The sequence below is a fragment of the Colwellia sp. BRX8-9 genome (assembly GCF_014077245.1).
In the GTDB taxonomy this organism is placed as follows: domain Bacteria; phylum Pseudomonadota; class Gammaproteobacteria; order Enterobacterales; family Alteromonadaceae; genus Colwellia_A.
This window is the reverse complement of sequence record NZ_JACGVN010000001.1, coordinates 48,876-71,657: the sequence shown is the minus strand read 5'-3', so window position 1 is coordinate 71,657 and position 22,782 is coordinate 48,876. Positions and strand designations below refer to the sequence as shown.

Annotated in this window: 20 protein-coding genes; 6 read left to right on the top strand and 14 right to left on the bottom strand. The window is 37.7% G+C overall.

Annotated features, from left to right (window positions below):
• The first annotated feature begins 5 nt into the window (after positions 1–5).
• Positions 6–1,409 carry an alkaline phosphatase gene (locus H4J70_RS00315; RefSeq protein ID WP_182221933.1) on the top strand — a complete coding sequence of 468 codons (1,404 nt, stop codon included), beginning with the start codon at positions 6–8 and terminating at the stop codon, positions 1,407–1,409.
• Positions 1,410–1,916: 507 nt separating this feature from the next.
• Complete coding sequence (locus H4J70_RS00310; RefSeq protein ID WP_070373558.1) at positions 1,917–2,315, top strand: type II toxin-antitoxin system HicB family antitoxin; 399 nt, start codon at positions 1,917–1,919, stop codon at positions 2,313–2,315.
• Between the two features lie 262 nt (positions 2,316–2,577).
• Here the strand turns inward: H4J70_RS00310 and bioD are convergent, their stop codons facing one another.
• Genes bioD through bioB form a run of 4 tightly spaced genes read right to left on the bottom strand, consistent with a single transcriptional unit; the run spans position 2,578 to position 6,266 of the window.
• On the bottom strand, positions 2,578–3,267 hold the full coding sequence (gene bioD / locus H4J70_RS00305) for a dethiobiotin synthase (RefSeq protein WP_182215192.1): 690 nt from the start codon (positions 3,265–3,267) through the stop codon (positions 2,578–2,580).
• Complete coding sequence (bioC, locus tag H4J70_RS00300; protein ID WP_182215194.1) at positions 3,260–4,045, bottom strand: malonyl-ACP O-methyltransferase BioC; 786 nt, start codon at positions 4,043–4,045, stop codon at positions 3,260–3,262. The genes bioD and bioC overlap by 8 nt, the downstream gene beginning before the upstream one ends.
• Positions 4,045–5,184 (bottom strand): 8-amino-7-oxononanoate synthase, encoded by a 1,140-nt coding sequence (locus H4J70_RS00295; RefSeq protein ID WP_182244670.1) that lies wholly within the window; start codon positions 5,182–5,184, stop codon positions 4,045–4,047. Before H4J70_RS00295 ends, bioC begins: the two co-directional genes overlap by 1 nt.
• Before the next feature lie 35 nt (positions 5,185–5,219).
• Positions 5,220–6,266 (bottom strand): biotin synthase BioB, encoded by a 1,047-nt coding sequence (gene bioB, locus H4J70_RS00290; RefSeq protein WP_070373554.1) that lies wholly within the window; start codon positions 6,264–6,266, stop codon positions 5,220–5,222.
• Positions 6,267–6,378: 112 nt separating this feature from the next.
• Here bioB and bioA point away from each other — a divergent pair, with 112 nt between their 5' ends.
• The gene (bioA, locus tag H4J70_RS00285; RefSeq protein WP_182215200.1) at positions 6,379–7,680 is read left to right on the top strand and encodes an adenosylmethionine--8-amino-7-oxononanoate transaminase; all 1,302 of its coding nucleotides are present in this window, start codon (positions 6,379–6,381) and stop codon (positions 7,678–7,680) included.
• A 49-nt stretch (positions 7,681–7,729) separates the two neighbouring features.
• On the opposite strand, the gene H4J70_RS00280 is transcribed toward bioA, so the two are convergent.
• Positions 7,730–7,993, bottom strand: coding sequence for a hypothetical protein (locus tag H4J70_RS00280; protein ID WP_259364644.1), 264 nt, complete (start codon positions 7,991–7,993; stop codon positions 7,730–7,732).
• A 303-nt stretch (positions 7,994–8,296) separates the two neighbouring features.
• On the opposite strand from H4J70_RS00280, the gene asnS reads away from it, so the two are divergent.
• The gene (gene asnS / locus H4J70_RS00275; RefSeq protein ID WP_070373551.1) at positions 8,297–9,697 is read left to right on the top strand and encodes an asparagine--tRNA ligase; all 1,401 of its coding nucleotides are present in this window, start codon (positions 8,297–8,299) and stop codon (positions 9,695–9,697) included.
• 66 nt (positions 9,698–9,763) lie between these two features.
• On the opposite strand, the gene H4J70_RS00270 is transcribed toward asnS, so the two are convergent.
• On the bottom strand, positions 9,764–10,183 hold the full coding sequence (locus tag H4J70_RS00270; RefSeq protein ID WP_182204314.1) for an N-acetyltransferase: 420 nt from the start codon (positions 10,181–10,183) through the stop codon (positions 9,764–9,766).
• A gap of 17 nt (positions 10,184–10,200) precedes the next feature.
• On the bottom strand, positions 10,201–10,749 hold the full coding sequence (locus H4J70_RS00265) for an NAD(P)H nitroreductase (RefSeq protein ID WP_182215208.1): 549 nt from the start codon (positions 10,747–10,749) through the stop codon (positions 10,201–10,203).
• A gap of 270 nt (positions 10,750–11,019) precedes the next feature.
• Here H4J70_RS00265 and sppA point away from each other — a divergent pair, with 270 nt between their 5' ends.
• The gene (gene sppA, locus H4J70_RS00260) at positions 11,020–12,906 is read left to right on the top strand and encodes a signal peptide peptidase SppA (protein ID WP_182230894.1); all 1,887 of its coding nucleotides are present in this window, start codon (positions 11,020–11,022) and stop codon (positions 12,904–12,906) included.
• Between the two features lie 120 nt (positions 12,907–13,026).
• Positions 13,027–14,037: an asparaginase gene (ansA, locus tag H4J70_RS00255; protein WP_182250456.1), complete on the top strand. Its 1,011-nt coding sequence runs from the start codon at positions 13,027–13,029 to the stop codon at positions 14,035–14,037.
• Between the two features lie 371 nt (positions 14,038–14,408).
• Here ansA and H4J70_RS00250 read toward each other — a convergent pair whose 3' ends face one another.
• The 7 genes from H4J70_RS00250 to serS form a co-directional block, all read right to left on the bottom strand.
• On the bottom strand, positions 14,409–17,234 hold the full coding sequence (locus tag H4J70_RS00250; protein WP_182250455.1) for a DUF349 domain-containing protein: 2,826 nt from the start codon (positions 17,232–17,234) through the stop codon (positions 14,409–14,411).
• Complete coding sequence (locus H4J70_RS00245; RefSeq protein WP_070373547.1) at positions 17,231–17,521, bottom strand: YeaC family protein; 291 nt, start codon at positions 17,519–17,521, stop codon at positions 17,231–17,233. Before H4J70_RS00245 ends, H4J70_RS00250 begins: the two co-directional genes overlap by 4 nt.
• Before the next feature lie 49 nt (positions 17,522–17,570).
• Positions 17,571–17,897 (bottom strand): zinc ribbon domain-containing protein, encoded by a 327-nt coding sequence (locus tag H4J70_RS00240; RefSeq protein ID WP_182244672.1) that lies wholly within the window; start codon positions 17,895–17,897, stop codon positions 17,571–17,573.
• 139 nt (positions 17,898–18,036) lie between these two features.
• On the bottom strand, positions 18,037–19,527 hold the full coding sequence (locus tag H4J70_RS00235; RefSeq protein ID WP_182244673.1) for a sodium:alanine symporter family protein: 1,491 nt from the start codon (positions 19,525–19,527) through the stop codon (positions 18,037–18,039).
• Between the two features lie 131 nt (positions 19,528–19,658).
• Complete coding sequence (locus H4J70_RS00230) at positions 19,659–20,786, bottom strand: carboxypeptidase family protein (protein ID WP_182215217.1); 1,128 nt, start codon at positions 20,784–20,786, stop codon at positions 19,659–19,661.
• A 73-nt stretch (positions 20,787–20,859) separates the two neighbouring features.
• The gene (locus tag H4J70_RS00225; RefSeq protein ID WP_310733602.1) at positions 20,860–21,345 is read right to left on the bottom strand and encodes a TlpA disulfide reductase family protein; all 486 of its coding nucleotides are present in this window, start codon (positions 21,343–21,345) and stop codon (positions 20,860–20,862) included.
• Between the two features lie 147 nt (positions 21,346–21,492).
• Positions 21,493–22,773: a serine--tRNA ligase gene (serS, locus tag H4J70_RS00220; RefSeq protein ID WP_070373544.1), complete on the bottom strand. Its 1,281-nt coding sequence runs from the start codon at positions 22,771–22,773 to the stop codon at positions 21,493–21,495.
• Between the last annotated feature and the right edge of the window lie 9 nt (positions 22,774–22,782).

The window sequence follows — 22,782 nt, the reverse complement described above, 5'->3', positions numbered from 1 at the left end:
TAAAAATGAAAAAACTCCTATCTGCTGTTAGCATTATACTTGCATTAACAGCCTGTCAAACGATTGATAATGACTCAACAGCAATGCTTTTAAATACAGAGACAGCTAAGAATATTCCTTCACCAAAAAATATCATTATGGTGATAGCTGATGGCATGGGTCCCGCTTATACAACATCGTACCGATACTTTAACGACGACCCAACAACTGACATTGTAGAAGAAACAGTATTTGACCGTTTACTTGTTGGCTCAGCTAGTACTTATCCGGCAAGTGTTTCTGGTGTTGTCACTGATTCCGCCGCTGGTGCTACTGCACTTGCCACGGGTTATAAAACTTACAACGGCGCAATTGCTTTAGACGTGAATAAAAACAGCGTTGAAACTGTACTTGAATTTGCCAGAAAACAAGGTAAAAAAACAGGTGTTGTCGTAACATCACAAATAAATCATGCGACCCCTGCTGGATATTTAACACATAATGAAAGCAGAAATAATTATAATGCTATTGCTGATAGCTATATAGATAACGGTATAAAAGCAGATGTCTATTTTGGGGGGGGCTGGAAATACTTTATACGTGAAGATAGAAATTTAATTGAAGAATTTAAAGCGTCAGGATTTCAGTATATTGATAACTACAACGCCTTAAACACGCTTAAAGCAGATATGCCTGTTATTGGTCTTTTTGATGATACTGGTTTACCGTCAGCCTTAGATGATAGTGACCCATATCGTTTATCCGCCATGACTAAAGTTGCAATTAAACAACTAGAAAATAGTAAAGGTTATTTTATGCTCGTTGAAGCTAGTCAAGTAGATTGGGCTGGTCACTCTAATGATATAGCAACGGCGATGGCTGAAATGTCAGATTTAGCTAAAACGATGGAGTACTTAGAAGAGTACGTAAAACAAAACCCTGATACGTTAGTTATATTAACAGCTGATCATAGTACGGGTGGTTTAACCGTTGGTGCACGTGGCAAGTATGAGTGGCACCCTGAAGTTTTACGCACAATGAAAAGTTCGCCAAGCACAATAGCTAAACAGTTAGCTAACAGCCAAATAACACAACAAGAATTAAGTAAATTGCTTAACTTCGATGTAACAAATAACGAAGTTGAACAAATTGAAGCGGCGAAAATATTTGCAGTTGAGGAAATTGCTACTTACAAATCACTTGATGAACAAGAAAAACTAAAGACTAAAGAGCCCACCATGAATAACATCATATCAAGTGCAATTAAAAACATTATAGATATTAGAACAAACACTGGCTGGACATCAGGCGGCCACACCGCAATTGATGTTCCTTTACATACACTAGGTAAAAGCAGTGAAGTCTTAAAGGGCAAGGTTGATAATACCGACGTAGCTAAACAAATATTTTTATTACTCGGTAAAAAGTAACCTCCACGTTAATAATATAACAACGGCTAATGAAAATTAGCCGTTTTTTTTGTGTTCAAAAACTACACTCCCTGCTATAAAACCTCTTTATCTCATCAATAAATATTTTATTGATTAAACGTTTATCCATACCTTTACTACCTTACTTTATGTGAATAATTCAGCTAGAAAGAGTCGCTAAAAATCCTTTGTTGTTTGTTAATCTCCCTCAAACAACTTAATCAAAGTAACCCCAACCCCCCTGTATTAGCTTCGTTAAAGCATTCTTGACTATCTATAACGATAAAATTTAACTCGTTATCACTTTCCTTATTTTCAAGGTGTCTAGTGCTAAGTGACCAATCACTTCGTAACACAGTTGGAGTTACTAGGGTTGTCCTCGCGGTAATCGCAGGAGTTACCGGGGTTACTAAGTGGTTAAGTAAGGAGTTATCAGGGTTGTTATGTTGTTGCTATTCGGGGTTACTGGAGTTACACTTAAGGGCGTTAATTAAAGAGGCAAAAACAATGAAATACCCTATCGCATTAAAGAAAATAATTGGCGTTGAAAACTACAAAACATACGTCCCTGACTTACCCGGTTGTGTAGGTAATGGTGAGAGTATTGATGTCTCTTTAAACAATATTAATGACAGCATCGCTGCACACCTTTCTATATTGGCCGAATATGGTGAAGCCATCCCACACGCTACAACGATTGAAAATCATCTAACAGCCTATCCAAATGTTATTTGGTGTATTCTTGATATCGATATAACACCCTATTTAGGGAAAAGTCATAAAATCAATGTCACCTTACCGGAGTTGTTGATTAAACAAATTGATAACCGAGTCAGTAAGTCTTCAACTTATAAAACACGTTCCGGCTTTATCGCAAGCGCGTGTATCAGTGAGTTAAATAAATAAGAGTTTTCCCTGAATTATTATTTATAAATTATGGAAAAATAAGAAAGAGTAAGACTTAACAAGGTTCATGGTGATAAACACTGCAAGATTAGTTGTGAGGATTGTTAAAGGGAGTGCATTAAATTGATAATAGTCTTTTATCGTTAGACTTTTTTCGTAAGGATAAAAGCCTGATAATTATCTATTAATAAACCAAGCAATAAATCAGATAAGGCACTCACTTATTGCTTGTTCTATCTATAATTTAAAGTAAAACTAGTCGCTAAAGCCGTGCCGTTATCGACGATACATTAACGTTTGAACTGGCTTTATTGATATCTGTTTCAAAACCGAGTTGAGCAATCATTGGAATTGGAATAAGTGTTTTGAGTTCAGCTATATTTTCAGCGAGATAATTCATTGGCTCAACGCAGTTTGCTACCCAACCAATACAATCAAGACCATCGGCAACTATCGCTTCATAGGTGAGAACCGCATGATTTAAACACCCTAGTTTCATATTCACCACCAATATTACCTGCTGTTTTGTCTGCTGTACGAACTCAGATAAAAACCTACCTTTACCTAAAGGTAGTCGCCATCCCCCTGCACCTTCAGTGATAACAATATCGCAAGCCCTAGCAATAATTCGCTCGTAACCCGCATTTATATCAGCGAGTTTAATGTCAACATTCATTAAATTAGCGGCGATGTGTGGTGCTATTGCCGGTTCAAATGCAATAGGGTTAATTTCACTAATACCTTGTCCACAGTTTGCTTGCTGCAACAATAATTGTGCATCTTCATTGACCAGTATTTCACCCTGCGCTGTATGCTTAAGCTCACACCCTGCAGATATAGGTTTAAATACAGCAACTTGATAATCTTTTTTAACTAAGGCTGCGGTGAGTATTTGCGCAAAATAGGTTTTTCCAGCATCAGTATCTGTGGCAGTAATAAAAATTTTAAGCATTTAATTTTACCATAATTGCAGAATACACCTTATAAGTCGCCGGATAAATACCACTAGGCTCTTGAAAGTCTTGATAGCAATTAGTCATCTTTTGCCATTTATCTTTACCCGCTAAACCCTTGCCTTGCTGTTTAGGGACATGGTTTGCGCCTAGCCCTTTCAACTCTCGCGCTAGATGTATAACATTTTGATATTCTAATACTAAGTCTTGAGTTTTTTGTTCAAGTAATTTACATGAGGCCTTATCAAAAATAGCTTTTAGGTTTGCATCTGTTTTAAAGTCAATCACGTGCTGTTCATCATCGACTTGTGCCCAAGATGATTTTAACTCATGTAATGTGCCATCGAGTAAGGTGGAAAATATAAACAATCCTCCTGGTTTGAGCACGCGTAATATTTCTTCAATAATATCATCGAGTGGATCACACCACTGAATAACCAAATTAGAATAAATAACATCAATTGTGTTGGCTTTAAAAGGCAGGTAATACGCATCAGCTTCTAACCAGCAGATTTCCTTACTGCGGTTTTCTTGAGCAAAAGACAGCATTTTAGCGGAGATATCAACGCCAATAGTTTGTTGAAATTTACTGGCAAGAATGTCAGTAAAAAAACCGGTACCTGAGCCTAAGTCGACGACAGTTAGATCTGAACGGTTGGGTAATAAAGACATTAAGTGCTTACCCGTATAGCGTTGTAATCGAGATGAAATATCATACGACTGACTCGCTAAGCCAAATGACTTGGCTATTTTAATTCTGTTTAACACTTCAGGCATTAACGTAAAACCTCATTCAAACAATTAGCTAAGTATTTGATATCACATTCTTTATGGTTAGCTGTAATGGTAACGCGTAACCTTGAGCTGTTTTTAGCAACCGTTGGTGGGCGTATCGCGGTTAGCCAAATACCTCTGTTTTTCAAATGTTGACATATTTCTAGTGTTCTTTTTTCGCTGCCAATAACAATAGCGTGAATAGAAGAGGATGACGGAATTATTGTTATTTGACTATCAAGTTTATTTGATAAAAGCGCGCTCAATTCAAAAATATTATCTCTACGCCAAGACTCTTTTTGAGCAAGCTTGATACTGGTTTTTGTCGCCCAAGCAACGGCGGGGGAAATCGCGGTTGAATAAATATAATGACGAGAAAAATTGACTAAGTAATCATAAACATCTTCATCACAAGCGATAAATGCACCACTAGTGGCTAAAGCTTTGCCAAAAGTTGCCATTACTATATCGACCTGACCAAAGCTACTACTGCCCTGACCGGCATGACCAATAATTCCAATACTGTGTGCATCATCCATGTAAAGCATAGCTTGTTGCTGCTGAGCAATCATAATTAACTGGCTAACGTCTGCGCGATCGCCATCCATGCTAAAAATACCTTCAGAAATAATCAGTTTATTGTCAACAGGACTTTTCGCTAAATATTGTTCAAGTTGCTGATGATTATTGTGTAAATATCGCTTCACGGAAGCTTCACTAGCCAAAGCACCATCAATTAAAGAAGCGTGACTTAACTTGTCTAGAAAAAATTGGCAGTCTTTTTTACCCAAGGCTTGTAATACACCGGAATTAGCTGCAAAACCACTGCTATAAAGTAAGCACCGTGGTTTATTTAACCACTGACAAACTTCATCTTCTAAAGCTTGGTGTGCATAATGAAAACCGGTTATTAAACTGGAAGCACTTGCGCAACTGCCGTATTTATCGACACCTTCTTGCCAGGCTTTATTTATTGAAGGGTGATGATTTAAGCCGAGATAATCATTAGAAGAAAAATTTAAATAGCGTTTTCCTGCAACAACCACCTCTCGGCCATTTTGCTCGCTTATACATTGGCGTTGGCGATATTGTGATTTTTCTTTTTGCTGAGCGACTTGCTCAGCAATAAAGTTAAAAGACATAAATTTCAGCTTGGCTCTTGATCAGTAAATAAACGTTAAAGCGCAGCGTCGTAAAAAAGTTCTTTATTTTGCTGATTGACAACGGCAGTCGTTATTTTTTGCTCAGTCTCAATATCATCGGTGGCCACTGTTTCAGTATTAATGCCCAATTTTGCAAATAACTGCATATCTTTATTGGCTTCAGGGTTGCCTGTAGTTAACAACTTACAACCGTAGAATATTGAGTTGGCACCGGCTAAGAAACACATTGCTTGCATTTGTTCGTTCATTGCATCGCGCCCAGCTGATAAACGCACATGGCTTTTAGGCATCATAATACGTGCAACCGCTATACAACGAACAAAATCAAAAGCTTCTAAATCGTCAACATCTGCGAGTGGTGTTCCGGCAATTTTTACCAGCATATTAATTGGAACACTTTCAGGATGTTTAGGTAAGTTAGCCAATTGTGCTAAAAATGACGCTCTGTCTTGAGCATTTTCGCCTAAACCAACAATACCACCACTACAAACTTTCATTCCCGAATCACGGACGTTTTGCAGTGTATCTAATCGGTCTTGATAGCTGCGTGTGGTAATAATAGAGTTATAATGTTCAGGAGAAGTATCTAAGTTGTGGTTATAATAATCTAACCCAGCTTCTTGTAATTCATCGGCTTGACCTCCGTTAATCATGCCTAATGTCATACAGGTTTCTAAGCCAAGTGCTTTAACACCTTTGACCATCTCTAACACAAAGGGCATATCACGAGCTTTTGGATTTCTCCAACCTGCCCCCATACAAAAACGCGTTGACCCTTGGTCTTTCGCTACCTTTGCTGCTTCTAATACTTTTTCAACTTCCATCAAACGTTCTTTTTGAACATCAGTATTATAGCGTGCACTTTGCGAGCAATATTTACAATCTTCAGGACAAGCACCTGTTTTGATTGACAATAAGGTACTAACTTGTACTTCATTAGGATTAAAGTGTTCACGATGAACGGTTTGAGCTTGAAACATAAGGTCACTAAAAGGTCGAGCAAACAATGCTTCCACTTCTGCTATTGACCAATCATGACGAGGTATATTCGTTTGTGACATGTGAAACCTTTACTGTAAAATGTAAATGTGAAAATTGCATCGCTAAATATTAGCAGGTAATCTATACGCCAGTCATTAATTGTCAACATAAAAAACATTGCAAGCTTTACATATGAACAAAAAACATACAGATTTAATCGATTTTGATAAGAAACATGTTTGGCATCCCTACACATCGATGTCAAACCCTCTGCCCTCATACTTAGTTGAATCGGCCAAGGGCGTTTATATAAAGTTAGCTACGGGTGAAGAACTTGTTGATGGTATGTCGTCCTGGTGGTCTGTTTTACACGGATACAATCATCCAAAGTTAAATCAGGCGCTTGTTGATCAAACACAAAAGATGGCACATGTTATGTTTGGGGGCCTAACGCATGAACCCGCTATTAACTTGTGTAAGAAGCTCATTGAGATCACACCAGAGCCGCTACAAAAAGTTTTTTTATCAGACTCTGGCTCTGTATCGGTAGAAGTTGCCATAAAAATGTCATTACAGTATTGGCACAGTCAGGGCAAAAGTGAGAAGCATAAATTATTGACCGTTAAAAATGGTTATCATGGTGATACTTTTGCCGCAATGTCGGTATGCGATCCTGTTAATGGTATGCACCAAATTTTTGAAAGTGTATTAATGAAAAACATTTTCGCTCCTGCGCCACAGTGTGATTTTTATCAACCTTGGGATAACGCTGAGTTAGCGCCCTTAAAAGCCTTATTTGCACAACACCATAATGATATTGCCGCCTTTATTATTGAACCTATTGTCCAAGGTGCTGGTGGTATGCGCTTTTATCATCCTGAGTATTTAAAAGCTTGTCGCGCCTTATGTACGCAATATCAGGTGTTATTTATTGTTGATGAAATTGCTACGGGTTTAGGCCGTACAGGAAAATTGTTTGCTTGTCATTGGGCGGATATAAGTCCTGACATTATGTGTTTAGGAAAAACCCTGACCGGCGGTTATATGACCCTGGCAGCAACTTTGTGTACGCAAGAAATCGCAAAGACCATCAGTGATGGAGAAGCCGGATGTTTTATGCACGGCCCAACGTTTATGGCTAATCCGCTGGCTTGTGCGGTTGCAAATGCAAGTCTAGAGCTTTTGGCAACAGGAGAATGGCAACAGCAAGTGAGTTTTATTGAAGATTATTTAACGCGACACTTATTAGTGTTAAATCAACATTCAAGAGTAAAAAATGCCCGCGTCTTAGGCGGTATAGGTGTGGTAGAAACAAGGGTTGCGGTTAATATGGCAAAGATACAAAAAAGATTTGTTGAATTGGGTGTCTGGATCAGACCGTTTGGCAAGCTTATTTATATTATGCCGCCCTTTATTAGTGATGAACGGGCTTTAGCGAAACTTGTTAAGGCGATAAGCACGGTACTCGATGAGCAGCAGTGTTTTGAAGATTAACCGACACAGATTTGCTGTTAGGTAAAACGGCGTAGAATTATTAATAATCTTACGCCAAGTTAAGTTTCACTAATATATAGATGACCCAAGCAACCGTTATCGTTAGTAGCAGAACGATATTAAAATGCTTACTGTCTTGTTCTCTTCTAGTGCGATAGTGATCGACAACCAAACAAAGGTAACTACAAAGTGCACTTACCCAAAGCACGATATATAAATAGCCCGTTAATGGCGTTAACCAAAATTGCCTTATTTCGATATTTCTAAAGCGCAATAAACCATAATCTTGCTCTGGTGCAGCATAATAAGACATAACAATAGCAAAAATGAATAATATCCATCCGCTTAATGCCAAAGTTCGGCTTAAGAGAACCCAAAAATCTGTTGAATGTCGCCTGTTTTTTAATCCCAATATCATTGATTCAAACCCTCTAAAGTCAATATTACTGTTTTTTGTTTTTATATAGACCGGATCAGCAACTTTTACTTGTTAAACACCGCAGTAAAGGTAACATATCACACCTTAAAGTTAGTGCAAATAAATTCAGTATTCTACACTGGGTCTGTGCACCGACAAAATCTATGACAATAATTAAATAAAGAAAAGAGGTTGATAATGTCAGTTATCTCAATCACTGATGTACTTGCTGGTAAGTACCCAGTAAGTGAAGCAGTTACAGTACACGGATGGATCCGCACTCGCCGTGATTCTAAAGCAGGTATTTCATTCCTAGCGGTTCATGATGGATCATGTTTTGATGCGATTCAAGCTATCGCACCCAGTGATCTCGATAATTATCAATCAGAAATATTAAAATTGACTACGGGTGCTTCAGTTAAAGTCACCGGTATTTTGGTTGAGTCTCCGGGCCAAGGCCAATCTTTTGAAATTCAAGCAACTAAAGTAGAGATACTTGGTTTGGTTGATGATCCTGATACCTATCCTATGGCAGCAAAACGTCACAGCATTGAATTTTTACGAGAGCAAGCACATCTTCGTGCTCGTACTAATATGGGCGGAGCTGTTGCTCGTGTTCGTAATACGTTAGCTCAAGCGGTACATCGCTTTTTACACAGTAAAGGTTACTTTTGGATCAGCACGCCGTTAATTACTGGCTCAGATTGTGAAGGCGCTGGCGAAATGTTCCGTGTTAGTACGCTTGATATGGAAAACTTACCTCGCACCGATAAAGGTAATGTTGACTACGCTAAAGATTTTTTTGGTAAAGAAACTTTCTTAACCGTTTCAGGTCAATTGAACGTTGAGACTTATGCATGTGCCCTTTCAAAAGTTTATACTTTTGGACCGACCTTCCGTGCTGAAAATTCTAACACAACACGTCATCTTGCAGAATTTTGGATGATTGAACCAGAAATCGCTTTCGCTGATTTGTCTGATGCTGCTGACCTCGCAGAAGAAATGCTGAAATATGTCTTCCAAGCTGTGCTTGATGAACGTAGTGATGACATGAATTTCTTCCAACAACGCATTGATAAAACAGTTATTGACCGTATGAATTCTGTTATTAATAATGATTTTGTCCGTTTAGATTACACTGACGCTATTACAATATTAGAAAATTGTGATAAGAAATTTGAAAACAAAGTGGCTTGGGGTGTTGATCTTAATTCAGAGCACGAGCGTTACTTAGCCGAAGAACATTTTAATGGCCCAGTCGTGTTACAAAATTACCCTAAAGATATTAAATCATTTTACATGCGCTTAAATGATGATGGCAAAACCGTTGCTGCTATGGATATTTTAGCACCAGGTATTGGCGAAATCATTGGTGGTAGCCAACGTGAAGAACGTCTTGATGTACTTGATGCGCGTTTAGCCGAAATGAATTTAAACCAAGATGATTACAGTTGGTATCGCGATTTACGTCGTTACGGCACTGTTCCTCATTCAGGTTTTGGTTTAGGTTTTGAGCGTTTAGTGGCTTATGCTACCGGTATGCAAAACGTTCGTGACGTAATTCCTTTCCCAAGAACGCCAAACAACGCTGCGTTCTAGGCTAAGAATAATAATCCCATAAAAAAACCTCATTATTGAGGTTTTTTTATGGGTGAAATATCTGGTTTACTCAGTAAGTTCTTTTACCATAAAATATTTACAGCCTGTTTTTGGATAATTTTCTTGTACCCATTTTGTTTGATAACCTTGCTTTTCATAAAATGGCATTGCTTGAAAGTTCAGAGTATCAAGCATACTTAACGTACATCCCCTCGCCACTGCTGCAGTTTCAAGTTGTGCTAATATCTTAACACCCATTTTTTTACCACGAAGTGACTCGTCAACCCACAGCGTATTAATTAACAGCCAATTACCAAAGGTGCGTGCGGATGAACCAGCAATAATGTTACCTAGTTCGTCCTTTATTTGAATAGCTAATGGCTTTCGTTCGCTTACTTCCCAGTGAGCCCAATTGAAATCTGCAATTTTTTTATCTAAAAAATCTATTAGTGCTTGCTCAGGCGCATCCAAAATTTCAATATTCATCGCTCCCCCCCTTTATTTTACAAATATGAAACATGAGACGTTAAGCTTTTAGCGGGTTTAATAGGACGATCGTTTTCGGCGGTGCCTATGTAAATAAATCCTATAATATCATCGTCTTGGTCTATTCCTAAACCACGTTTTACTGATGAATCGTAGCTAAAATCACCCGTTCGCCACACAGCGCCATAACCTAAACTAAAGGCAGCCATTTGCATAGCATGGGCACAACAACCTGCTGCGATTGCTTGTTCAAATTTAGGCACTTTGTCGTGCGCTTGATACCGCGTGCTAACAACGATAATTAACGGTGCACGATACGGCATATTTTTGGCTTTTTGTATTTTAGCTTCAGTAAACTGATGAACTTTAGCGACATCTTCAAATATCTGGCTTAACTTATCTAACCCTTGTTCTTTAACAAGGGTAAAAAACCATGGTGATAAACAACCGTGATCAGGAACACGCATTCCAGCGTTCAATATAAATTCAACATCGCTAGCAACAGGGGCTGGTGATATTAACCTAGGATTAGATTGTCGTTTTAATAATAATTCTTTGGCATTCATTAATTATAAAGACTCATGGGTAGTTTCAATACTAAGGATTATATACCCGTTATCCTTCAAAGTGCACGCGGATCCCTACATCTTGTTTAATAAACAACATAGATAATAATCAATACGGGTCAACAGACCTGCACAAAAAATCAAAGGCGTAACATATAATGAAAAAAGTTCGCTAATAACACATTTATTTACTAATCAGACTACATAAGTGATCAATAATTAAGTAGCATAGCCAGTAATTACAATTACATACTAACTGTGCCGGATATTATGACAGAACCCACATCGTTACCTAATGCTCCTGTAAAGCAAAGTGCTTTAAAACGAGTTACTTTAAAATTTTTTAGTTTATTAAATTCATTTAGAAAAATAATTATTAATGTTGTTTTTTTTCTGGTTTTATTTTTATTTATCGCGGCACTTGGCAGCGATGATGACAAGATCGTTGTTCCTAACAATACAGCCTTAGTGTTAAATCTTACTGGAGATATCGTTGAACAAAAGAATGCGATTGACCCGATGGATGCTTTAATATCAGAAGCCTTAGAAGAAAAAGAAAAAAACCCAGAAGTTTTACTTAGCGACTTATTGAATGTCATTGAAAGAGCAAAAAATGACAGCCGTATAGAAATGATCGTATTACAGCTTCAAGGACTTAACAGCACGGGTTTAAGTAAATTACAAGACATTGCCCAAGCTTTAGAGACGTTTAAAGCTGCTGGTAAAAAAATAATTGCTGTTGGCGATCAATATTCTCAAGACCAATATTACTTGGCAAGCTCTGCTGATGAAGTATGGCTCAATCCTCGTGGTTGGTTGTTACTTGACGGTTATGGCCGTTATCAACTTTATTTTAAATCTGCATTAGATAAGCTCTCTATTAGCCAACATATATTTCGAGTCGGTACCTATAAATCTGCTGTAGAACCATACATGCGCGACGATATGTCAGCGGCGGCTAAAGAAGCCAACAAATTATGGTTAACTGATTTATGGTCACAATATAAAAGTGATGTCGCAAGCAACCGAAAATTTTCGATTGATAATTTTGATGAAAATGCTGATGTTTTAGTGGCAAAACTTGAGCAAGCTGATGGTAATATTGCGCAGTATGCTTTAGATAATCTTTGGGTTGACGCGTTAAAAAATCGTCAAGAGATGAAGCTGTCTTTGATTAAACTTGTTGGAAAAAATTCAGCCGGTGATAGCTATAATCATATTAGTTTCAAACATTATTTGTCTGCCACTAAACCTATGTATCCAATGGTTAACCCAAATACCGATAAAGTCGCCGTTATTGTTGCTAAGGGGACTATTTTAGATGGTCGCCAAAAGCCAGGAACCATTGGCGGGGATAGTACAGCATCACTATTAAGAGAAGCGCGTTTAAACAATAAGGTGAAAGCGGTAGTTCTTCGTGTCGATAGCCCGGGTGGAAGTGCTTATGCCTCTGAAATTATTCGTCAAGAAATTGAACTGATCAAGTTAGCAGGAAAACCTGTTGTTGCTTCAATGGGAACTTATGCCGCTTCTGGGGGCTATTGGATATCGGCACCTGCTGATAAAATAATAGCTTCTCCAGCAACGATCACCGGCTCAATTGGTATTTATGGATTTTTCATGACCTTTGAGAATTCATTAAGCAAACTAGGTGTTTACACTGATGGCGTTGGTACCACTGATATAGCCGGATTTGGTGTAACCCGCCCACTGACTGATGGCATGGCAAGAGTATTTCAATTAAATATTAATAGAGGCTATCAAGACTTCATTGGCCTTGTCGCTGAAAATAGAAATATGAGCCTTGAGCAAGTTGATAGTATAGCCCAAGGACGTGTCTGGTCAGGTGCAAAAGCGAAAGAGTTAGGGCTTGTTGATGAGTTAGGCAACTTAACGACCGCTATTAATGCAGCAGCAGAATTAGCCGAGTTAGCAACGTTTGAAACCTTATTGATTGAAATAGAACAAACGCCAAAAGATCTTTTCCTGCAAGGGTTATTAGGTCAAGCGAAGACTTTCTTTCCTGAAACTGAAATAATGACTCTAAGCAATACGGATAAATTATTTTTAGAAATGAAAGCACAGCTATCTCACCTCAACATACTTAATGATCCGCAAGGGGTTTACTCCTTATGTATGACCTGTGAAATTAATTAGTTCGCAGTGACCTAAATCGCTTTGTTATATTCACATGGAAGTGAATAGAGAACAATATTTAACAAGCGCACGTGATTATCAGACCAAACGACAAGATAGTAATAATTCTAAGGTAACAGCATGAAAAAACGCATTTATATCGCCTACACTGGCGGTACCATCGGCATGAAAAACAGCGGCCAAGGTTGTGTTCCGGTAAAAGGACATTTAACCGAGTCAATTAATGGTACGCCTGATTTTCATCGACAAGAGATGCCTGACTTTACCATTAATGAATATTCACCATTAATTGATTCATCAAATATGACGCCGCAAGATTGGCAACGTATTGCCGATGATATAAAAGCTAATTACGATAATTACGATGGCTTTGTTGTTCTTCATGGTACAGATACCATGGCTTATACCAGCTCTGCGCTTTCGTTTATGTTTGAAAATTTATCTAAACCTGTCATTGTTACCGGCTCACAAATTCCGTTAAGCCAATTACGCTCAGACGGACAAGTAAATCTGTTAAATTCACTTTATATTGCGGCAAACTACCCCATTAATGAAGTGGGCTTGTATTTTAATAATAAATTATACCGGGGTAACCGTTGCATTAAAGCTTACGCTGATGGTTTTAACGCTTTTGATTCCCCCAATATGTCGCCACTTCTCGAAGCTGGAATTAATATTAAGCTCCTTGAAGGTAAACTCAACGTTGCTGTTACCCAACCATTCTCGGTCGCACAAATAACACCACAACCGATAGGTGTTGTTCATTTGTACCCAGGGATTTCTAGTGAACTAGTCGCCAATATTATCAAGCAACCGGTAAAAGCGTTAATTATTCGCAGTTATGGCGTCGGTAATGCGCCACAAGATGAACAGCTACTTGCTTGTTTAACGCAAGCTTATCATCAAGGAATTGTCGTGGTAAATTGTAGCCAATGTATAAAAGGGACTGTGAATATGGAAGGTTATGCAACGGGCGTCGCATTAAGTAAATGTGGTGTTGTCGGTGGTGGTGATATGACGCTAGAAGCAACATTAACTAAACTACATTACTTACTCAGTAAAGAATTAGCTCAAGCTGAAATTTGTCGTCTTTTACAAGAAAATCTCCGTGGTGAACTCACGACTCATTAAACCATTACGCTCTGGTTGCTATGATTAAGAAACATGGCAGCCTTATTTATCTCTCCTATACTGCCAAATCACCCCTAGCCCAAACAAAGAATATAAAACATTTAAAATCAACAACTTAGAACAACACCGGTACTTATACTCGTCGATTTACAAGGATTATCCTTTAAATAAACAGTTACGCGTTACCGGTGATCGGGATAAAATCAACATTAAATATAATAGTAGCCCGTTTTTACTCTCCTTAAAAAACTGGCAATATTTAGTAAACACCAGAAAAGGAAAAGCCACTAAATAATCAGTGGCTTTGGGCTATTGTTAAGTATAATTAATGAAATAAACTCACATTCAACTCATATAAAACTTATGTTACATTAACAGTAAATAGGTTTAACTCTGGCCAGTAATGGTAAATCATTTGCAGATAACGCCCCTAATTTTAACCATTCAATAAGCGATTTAGTTAAATCGATAGATTGCCCTGACAACATTTGATTTTGTAATAATTGTACCTGTACTTGCATCCGCTCGGCTTTAAATTCTGCAGGTGACTCTTTACTTGCTAAAATTTCGAGTTCAAGGGTTTTGTTACTTCGGTCAATCAGTTTGCTGTTTTGATAACACTCTTGTAAACGTTTCTGCCAAACATTGGGTAAATCTACCAGTGTTTCAGAAAAATCTGCTGCCGTTTCCGGTTTATTAGTAGCTAAACTTTCTAAGCAATCGAAAACAAGTTGCCAAGTCTTGGCCTTTTTGTTTTCTGTCATTTGCATGAGTTGTTGAGATATTTGCGCAAGTAATTTTTCAGCTAAGGTTACGGCACTTCTTATTACCGGACGTTGACTGGTAATTTTTACACGTAATTCTTCAATACTTACTTGTAAGCTTAATAACGCTGTTTCTGATATATCCGCGACTAGTTGTTGCTGATAGCTTTGTAATTGTTGTGATAATTCAATTTGTTGATTTTCACGGTTCGATTGTTCAAGCAACTTAGCTTCATCACGCTTTGAAAATAGCTGGTCATTCACTTTTCTAAATTTTTGCCAAAGCTGATTCTCTTCACGTTGACCGCTGTAGCCAATGGCTTGCCATTGTGTTTGCAGTTTTTTAACACTCTCAATTGCAGAGAAAACGTCATCGTCGTTCAATGCTTGAGTAACTTGAGCAATCAATAGGTTTTTGCTATCACTGTTACGTTGATGATAATTTCTTAATTCAGCTTTAACGGGTTGTAAGCTCGCCGTAAACGATTGACTAAGTAAGTTGAATTTAGTTTTATCAACCTGCCCCGCGTTTTGCCATTGCTGTATTAATTTATTGAGTGTTGCATCAGTAAACTTCCAATCGATGGCTTCATTATCAATGCCTTCATTGAGTTTTGCAGAAAAGTCGTCGGCAAAGCTTTGCGCTTTACTAATAAGTTGTTGGCGAGATTCAAGATGTAGTTCACGTAACTTTTCTTGTTCTGCATAAAATAACCGACATGGAGCAAAAGCTTGTTCGCAAAGTGCGTTGAATTGGTAATTTAACTCTTTTTCAATTGATTCTTCAGCATGTCCAAGTGAATTCCACGTAACACGAAATTGTTTAACTTTTGCTGCTTGCTCATTGGGGTTATCAATTGGCTGATCAACGAGTAACTTAATATCCACAAGTAACTGCTGTTTTCTAGGCGTAGCAATAGATTGCTCTAAATCACTTAATTCGGCAATTTTATCTGCTATATCATCAAAGTCACGTTGAACTCGTGACTTTTGCTCTTCTGATAAACCATCAAAATGTTTTTTAGCTTTTTTGAAAACACCAAAAGCCGCATTGTACTTACCCGTCATTATTAAGCGCTTTACGTCAGCAACTTTTTTCTGGCATTGTGATAAGAGTAAGCCTTGTTCTTTAATTAACGATTTTAGCCCTTGCTGCCATTGTTGTTTTATTTCTTTAAAGGCGTCAACAATAGATTGTGGTAATACCCCTGCCGCTTTTAGCTCAACAGTTTTCCATTCTTGTAGCCACTGATCGAACAGAGGTTTACGAAGGTTCAATTCTTCAATGTTTTTAGGTAAAGCTACTTGTGATATTTTTGAAATTAGATGGGTTGCATCACTCACCGATTGTGCAATCTCAGGCAATTGAGCCAGTTTTTTTGCTTGGGCTTTTACTAAAGCAATAAAGTGTTGTTGTTCTTTACTGTTTAATATTGAAGAGGTTATTTCTCCACGTAATTGTTCAAGTTTATCTTGATACTCAGCTTCATCAAGGTCACCACTTTCAAAAATTGTTGTGGTAAGCTTTTTACTCATTTCATTAAGGGCACTATTAAAATGCTCATTAGCCAAACGTTTGTCTGCCACTAATTTTTCAGCAATGATTTCTTGTTGATGGGCTTCATGTAACGGAGAAAAATGTTTAATGAGTTGGCTATTAATGATTTTATACTTGTCTGTAAAGTTTTCAGCTTCTGGCGAAGAGAGACAAGAGAAGTCTTGATAATAGTTTTGCCACTGCGTTTCTAATTCAGCTTGTTTTTCTTTGAGTTGCAGATAATCATTGACCTCTTTCAAAGCAAGTAACTTTGCTAAAACTAACTGAACACCTTTTTTAATTTTGTCAGGTTGTTCTGCCAACTCGTGTAAATGTTGTAACTGTTGCTCAATATTAGTTTTTATTTTTTCATTACATGATTTTTTAAGTAATTTATCTAATACATCAAGAGGCAATACTTGTTTGAGTAAATAAGCTTGTACGACTTCATCTTGCTTATGGGTAAAAATTGAATGGGTTAACGATGGTTTATTAATTTTTTCAAATAAAGCGATAACAACATCGGCTTGTGTTTCATTTTGTAACCATAGTTCCAAGGACGGTAACTTATCATTGCTTTTCAATAAGATTAATTTGTCTTGATTACTGATCGTTATTTCGTGCTGGCCAAGCAGAATCTTTTCTACTTGCTTAAGACAATATTCACGGACTTTTTTATTATCGTTGTCGATACTGTTTCTATGCCAAACAGTAAAATCAGCCATTTTAATGAGAGCAGCGCGGCGCACTAATTCGTTAGGGTCTGTTTGTGCAAGATTTGTTAATATAACTAAGTCATCGGGATTGCTAAGTAATAAATCTTCACTGATTGCCGTTAACCGAACATTGTGTTCTTTACTTTGCCATTTTGCTTTGAAAAATTTAGAAAAAATCATAAATCGGAAAACCTTGCAATATTATTGTCTGGGTTGTTTTTAAGATCAGCGAACTCGCTTTTCAACTGGCGTTTAGTTTTATCTACGATAAGTCCATCTGCGCCAACGCTTAAGATTTGATCTGAATTTAAATGTCTTGATTGATAAGCCATGGTAATTTGCAGCGCTGATGTTTTTTGTGCTGTATCAACTATAGTTCCCTCTGGCCATTTGCCCGTTTCAGCGGCACACTTTAAGCGCAAGTACATTTCTTCTGACATATCGTCTACTAATGAAATAATATCCATTGTTATATTTACAGCCTTTGTTTCTTAATTCTTACGAGAAAAGTTAATGTTAATTTCGGTATTTAAGCATCAGCAAACGAATGCGAGTTGCAATATACCAAATAAAGCCAACCACTGCCGCACCAATACTTATAAAATATTGCCATGTGCCCTGCTGTGCGTCTTGCCAATACAAAAATAGAAAACCACCACAAAAAAGTAACATAGCGATAAATGAGTGATTCATCAGTTTTTGGGATTGATCTATTTTGCTCAATTTTTTCATTGATGCTATTTGACTGGCATCAACTTTGGTCAAATCGATTTCACAATGAGAGCAAAACTTCGCTTTGTCAGATATCTTTTTCTTACAGTTTGGGCAATTAATTACAGCCATAGGAAGATAACGCTCCATAAAATAATTAGTGTTAATATTCTACCTAAATTTAAGCAAAAAAAAACGTCCTATTGGACGTTTTTTAAAGTAATTTTACTTTTATTGCAAATTAATAAAAGTAAATCAATTATAAATAAAATTACTTGTTTTTATTAAAACGATCTTCCCAGAATTTAGCTTTTTCAATACCAAGCTTTTTAGGGTCAAAGGTAAATTTTGTCACCCCTAATTTCTGCTGACGTTCATAATCTTTTAGTGCTTTAATCGCGGGCTTAGCCATAAAGAAGATGGCGATAAGTGCAAAAATATTCAACCAAGCCATTAACCCAACACCAATATCACCAAGACTCCAAGCAGCACTAGGTTCTGCAACAGTACCGTAAAAGACTGCTGACATTAGCACCACTTTAAGGAGGAATCTAAGTGCCGGCATTTTAATTGTTTTATTAATATAAGAAACATTATTTTCCGCGATAAAGTAATAAGCTAGTACCGTTGTAAAGGCAAAGAAAAACAAAGCAATAGCAATAAAGGGTTTACCAAAACCGGTTAAAACACTATCGACCGCAATTTGCGTAAAAGCAGGACCACTAATAACAACGTCACTGGCTAAGTTACTAACAACAAAACTAGTCGCGCCTTCTGGCATAACATTATACGACTGTGTGATTAAGATCATAAACGCAGTAGCAGAACAAACAAATAAGGTGTCAATATAAACTGAGAAGGCTTGCACTAATCCTTGTTGCGCTGGATGTTCAACTTCTGCAGCAGCAGCAGCATGTGGTCCAGTACCTTGTCCGGCTTCATTTGAATAAACTCCGCGTTTAACACCCCAACCAATTGCTGCACCAAACCCCGCCATTGGCGTAAAAGCATCGGTAATAATTAGCATAAAGACACCAGGTAGCTGATCAATATGCAATGCTATGATAGTACACGCAATGATAATGTAAGCAAGCGCCATAAAAGGCACCACAATTTGGGTAAAGTTAGCAATACGCTTAACACCACCAAAAATGATAAAACCAAGTAATAAAACAATAAATACTGCTGCATATACTTTCGTTAAAGGTAAGTCGCCCATAAAAGAGCTAACTGAACCACCGGCACCAAACACATTGACCATAGCATCACCGATGCCGTTTGATTGCACAACAGGTAATAAAACACCACAGGCAAGAATAGTTGATAAAGCAAATATCCAAGCATACCATTTTTGACCTAAGGCTTTTTCAATGTAGTAAGCTGGGCCACCACGGTACTGACCGTCCTCTTCTTCTTTATAAATTTGAGCATTAGTTGATTCGATATAAGCCGTTGCTGCGCCTAAAAAGGCAACCACCCACATCCAAAATACCGCGCCAGGTCCACCAAAACCAATGGCAGCGGCAACCCCTGCAATATTACCAGTACCAACACGTCCAGATAAAGACACCGCTAATGCTTGAAAAGATGAGATACCCTTTTCTGAGCTTTTACCCGAAAGCAATAGGCGAAACATTTCTCTAAAATGACGTACTTGCGCAAATCGCGTTAAAACAGAGAAAAAGACCCCCGTTCCTAAACAGAGATAAATTAAGTACGGGCTCCAAATATAGCCGTTAATGGTATTTACAATCGCTTCCACATGACACTCCAGATTTATTATTATTATTATTTAATTTGTTGTTCGACGGTTGAGGGCCGCTAATCATTTAAGTGCAACTTGATATAGCACTTAAACGATCATCGAACTTCAATTATTGATTTTAGATAGGTTTAGCGTAAATCATCAACAACATGATAAATAGCTGTTAAAAAGTCACGACCAAATAAGCTACTACGCGTGTCTGACCAACCGACACTGCGGTCTGGTAATAAGTCATTATCTTTAAAAGGCATTTCTACGGTATAAGACAAACATTTGAAGTTATTACCCACCCAATTAGCACCCACAGTTAAGTTAGCTTGGCCGGGTTCATCTTTATCATATCCTTTGTCATCTTGAAACTCAGGAGTTACCGCTAGAAGAATGGCTTTGAATTTTTCTTCTAAGGCTTGATGTTTAGCGTCATATGCGGGGACACCTTCACAGCCAGCAACAAAGTTAAACGGTAGAGCTTCATCGCCATGAATATCAAGAAACATGTCAACACCGGTAGCTAACATTTTCTCACGCACCAAGAATACTTCTGGGCTACGTGCCATTGAAGGCTCTAACCACTCACGATTTAAATTAGTACCGATAGCATTTGTTCTTAAATGTCCTCGAACTGAACCATCAGGATTCATATTAGGCACTAAATAAAACACCGAACTGTCTAAGAGTGAGCGAGCAACGCCATCGTCTTCATCGAGCAAACGGTCAATAAAACCTTCCATAAACCATTCAGCCATACTTTCACCAGGATGTTGACGAGCAGTAACCCAAATAACTTTCTTGTTGGGACCTTCTTCTCCAACTTTTAATACTGACACATCGCGTCCATCAAGGGTTTGTCCTAAAACTTGCAACTGGCAATCAATATCTAATTGCGCTTGATGCAGTAAGTCTTGATGACGTTCGTAGCTATACGGAGCAAAATAAGCAAAGTAAACTGAATCATATTCTGGGGTTAAAGTAATACTCAGTTTTTCTCCATCAAATTCAGTTGGTACACGAAACCAATGCTCACGGTCGTAGGAAGCCACTGCTTGATAATCTGTCCATCCTTCTGTGTAAGCAGAAGTTCCAGCATTCATTAAATGAAGGGTATGTTCACAACGATCGGTATTATTAAGTTTAAAATGAAACCACTGATAAAAATCAGATTGGTTGTCTTTAACAATTTCAAGTTGAATATTATCGGCTTGGCTTGCATCAATAACGCGGATATTTCCACTATCAAAGTTAGAGGTAATTTGCATGACAGGATCTGCTATTTTTATTATGAATAGCCACAGTGTACACAAACAATGAAAAGATCAGAAGTAATATGCGTTAAAGTGTTCTAAGAAACAGCCCAATTTCAGAAGAATAGCCCATTGATTTTGCAATAACGGTATTTTTATCATCAATGACATAATAACTTGGATAACCTTCTATCTTGAATTGATGCTTGATTTGCTCTGTACCTAAAGCAATAGGGAAAGTTAATTGATGCTGGCTAGAAAAATCAAAGACCTCTTTTTTATCAACATAATCTAATGCAATGGCGATAACATTTATCTGTTGGTTATTTTCATATGTCTCTTGAAGATTACTGATACTGATATGACATATTTGACACCAAGGAGCAAAAAAATAAATAATGGTAGTTTTCTTAAAATTGGCAAGTTCAATGGTTTTATCATCGAGCGTTTCTAATGAAACAGTTTGTGGCGTTATCTGTTCTCCCGTTGATAGCATGTCTGATTCTCTGAACATTGTCAGTGCTTGAAAGATAGCTAAAAACACCACAGCTTGAATAAATAAACTCTTCAACACAACTCACCTTTATAAATAATATAATAACGAAATAGTTATATTTATAGACCCGATCACCCGATTAAAAATTCAAATTAAAACAAAAAAATCCAATACCTAGGTATTGGATTTTTATTGCTATTAATAGAGGAAGGTTAACAAGTAGCGTTAGCCTATCTGTGTTAAACCATTCATGTAAGGTTGTAATGCTGTTGGAATTTTTACACTGCCGTCAGCTTGTTGGTAATTTTCTAAAATAGCGACTAATGTACGACCAACCGCTAAGCCAGAGCCATTTAAGGTGTGCAATAATTCAGGTCTCTTCGTTTCACTGCTTCTAAAGCGTGCTTGCATGCGGCGAGCTTGAAAGTCGCCCATGTTAGAACAAGAAGAGATTTCACGGTAAGTATTTTGTGCAGGCAACCATACTTCGATATCGAATGTTTTAGTTGCACTAAAACCAATATCACCCGTACATAAAATAACGGTACGGTAAGGTAATTCTAATCTTTCAAGAATTTTTTCAGCATGACCTGTTAAGGCTTCTAACGCGGTAAATGAATCTTCTGGCTTAACAATCTGCACCATTTCAACTTTATCAAACTGATGCTGGCGAATTAGACCGCGAATATCACGACCACCTGAACCGGCTTCACTTCTAAAACATGGGGTATGCGCGCACATCTTAATAGGTAACTCGGCCTCTTCTACAATTTCATTTCTTAATAAATTTGTTAAAGGGACTTCAGCCGTTGGGATCAAAGAGAATTTTTTATTACTTAAATCAGTGTGAAATAAATCTTCACCAAATTTAGGTAACTGTCCTGTGCCATAAAGTGAATCTTGATTCACTAAATAAGGCACGTACATTTCTTGATAACCATGCTCTTCGGTATGAACATCAAGCATTAACTGTGCAAGCGCACGGTGCATTTTAGCAATTTGGCCACGTAAAACCGCAAAACGTGTTCCCGCAAGTTTAGCACCACTTTCAAAATCTAAACCGTTGCCAATACCAGCACCAACATCAACATGATCTTTAACTTCGAAATCAAAGACACGAGGTGTTCCCCAGCGTTTAATTTCAACATTATCATCTTCACTTGCCCCGTCTGGGACTGAATGATCGATTAAATTTGGTACCGCCGAAAGAATATCATCAATTTTAGCAAGCACATCATCTTGTTCAATTTTGGCAGCATCTAGATCAGCACCTAATTGACTCACTTCAGCTAATAATGGCTGAATATCTTCTCCACGCGCTTTAGCTTGGCCAATAGATTTTGAACGGGTATTGCGTTGATTTTGTAATTCTTGGGTTTTGATCTGAAAAGCTTTTCGTTGCTCTTCTAGATCGATTAATAACGCAGTATCTAAAGAAAAGCCACGTTTCGCTAATTGTGCCGCAGTGGCTTCGATATCATTTCTAAATAATTTTGGATCAAGCATTTTATTCAC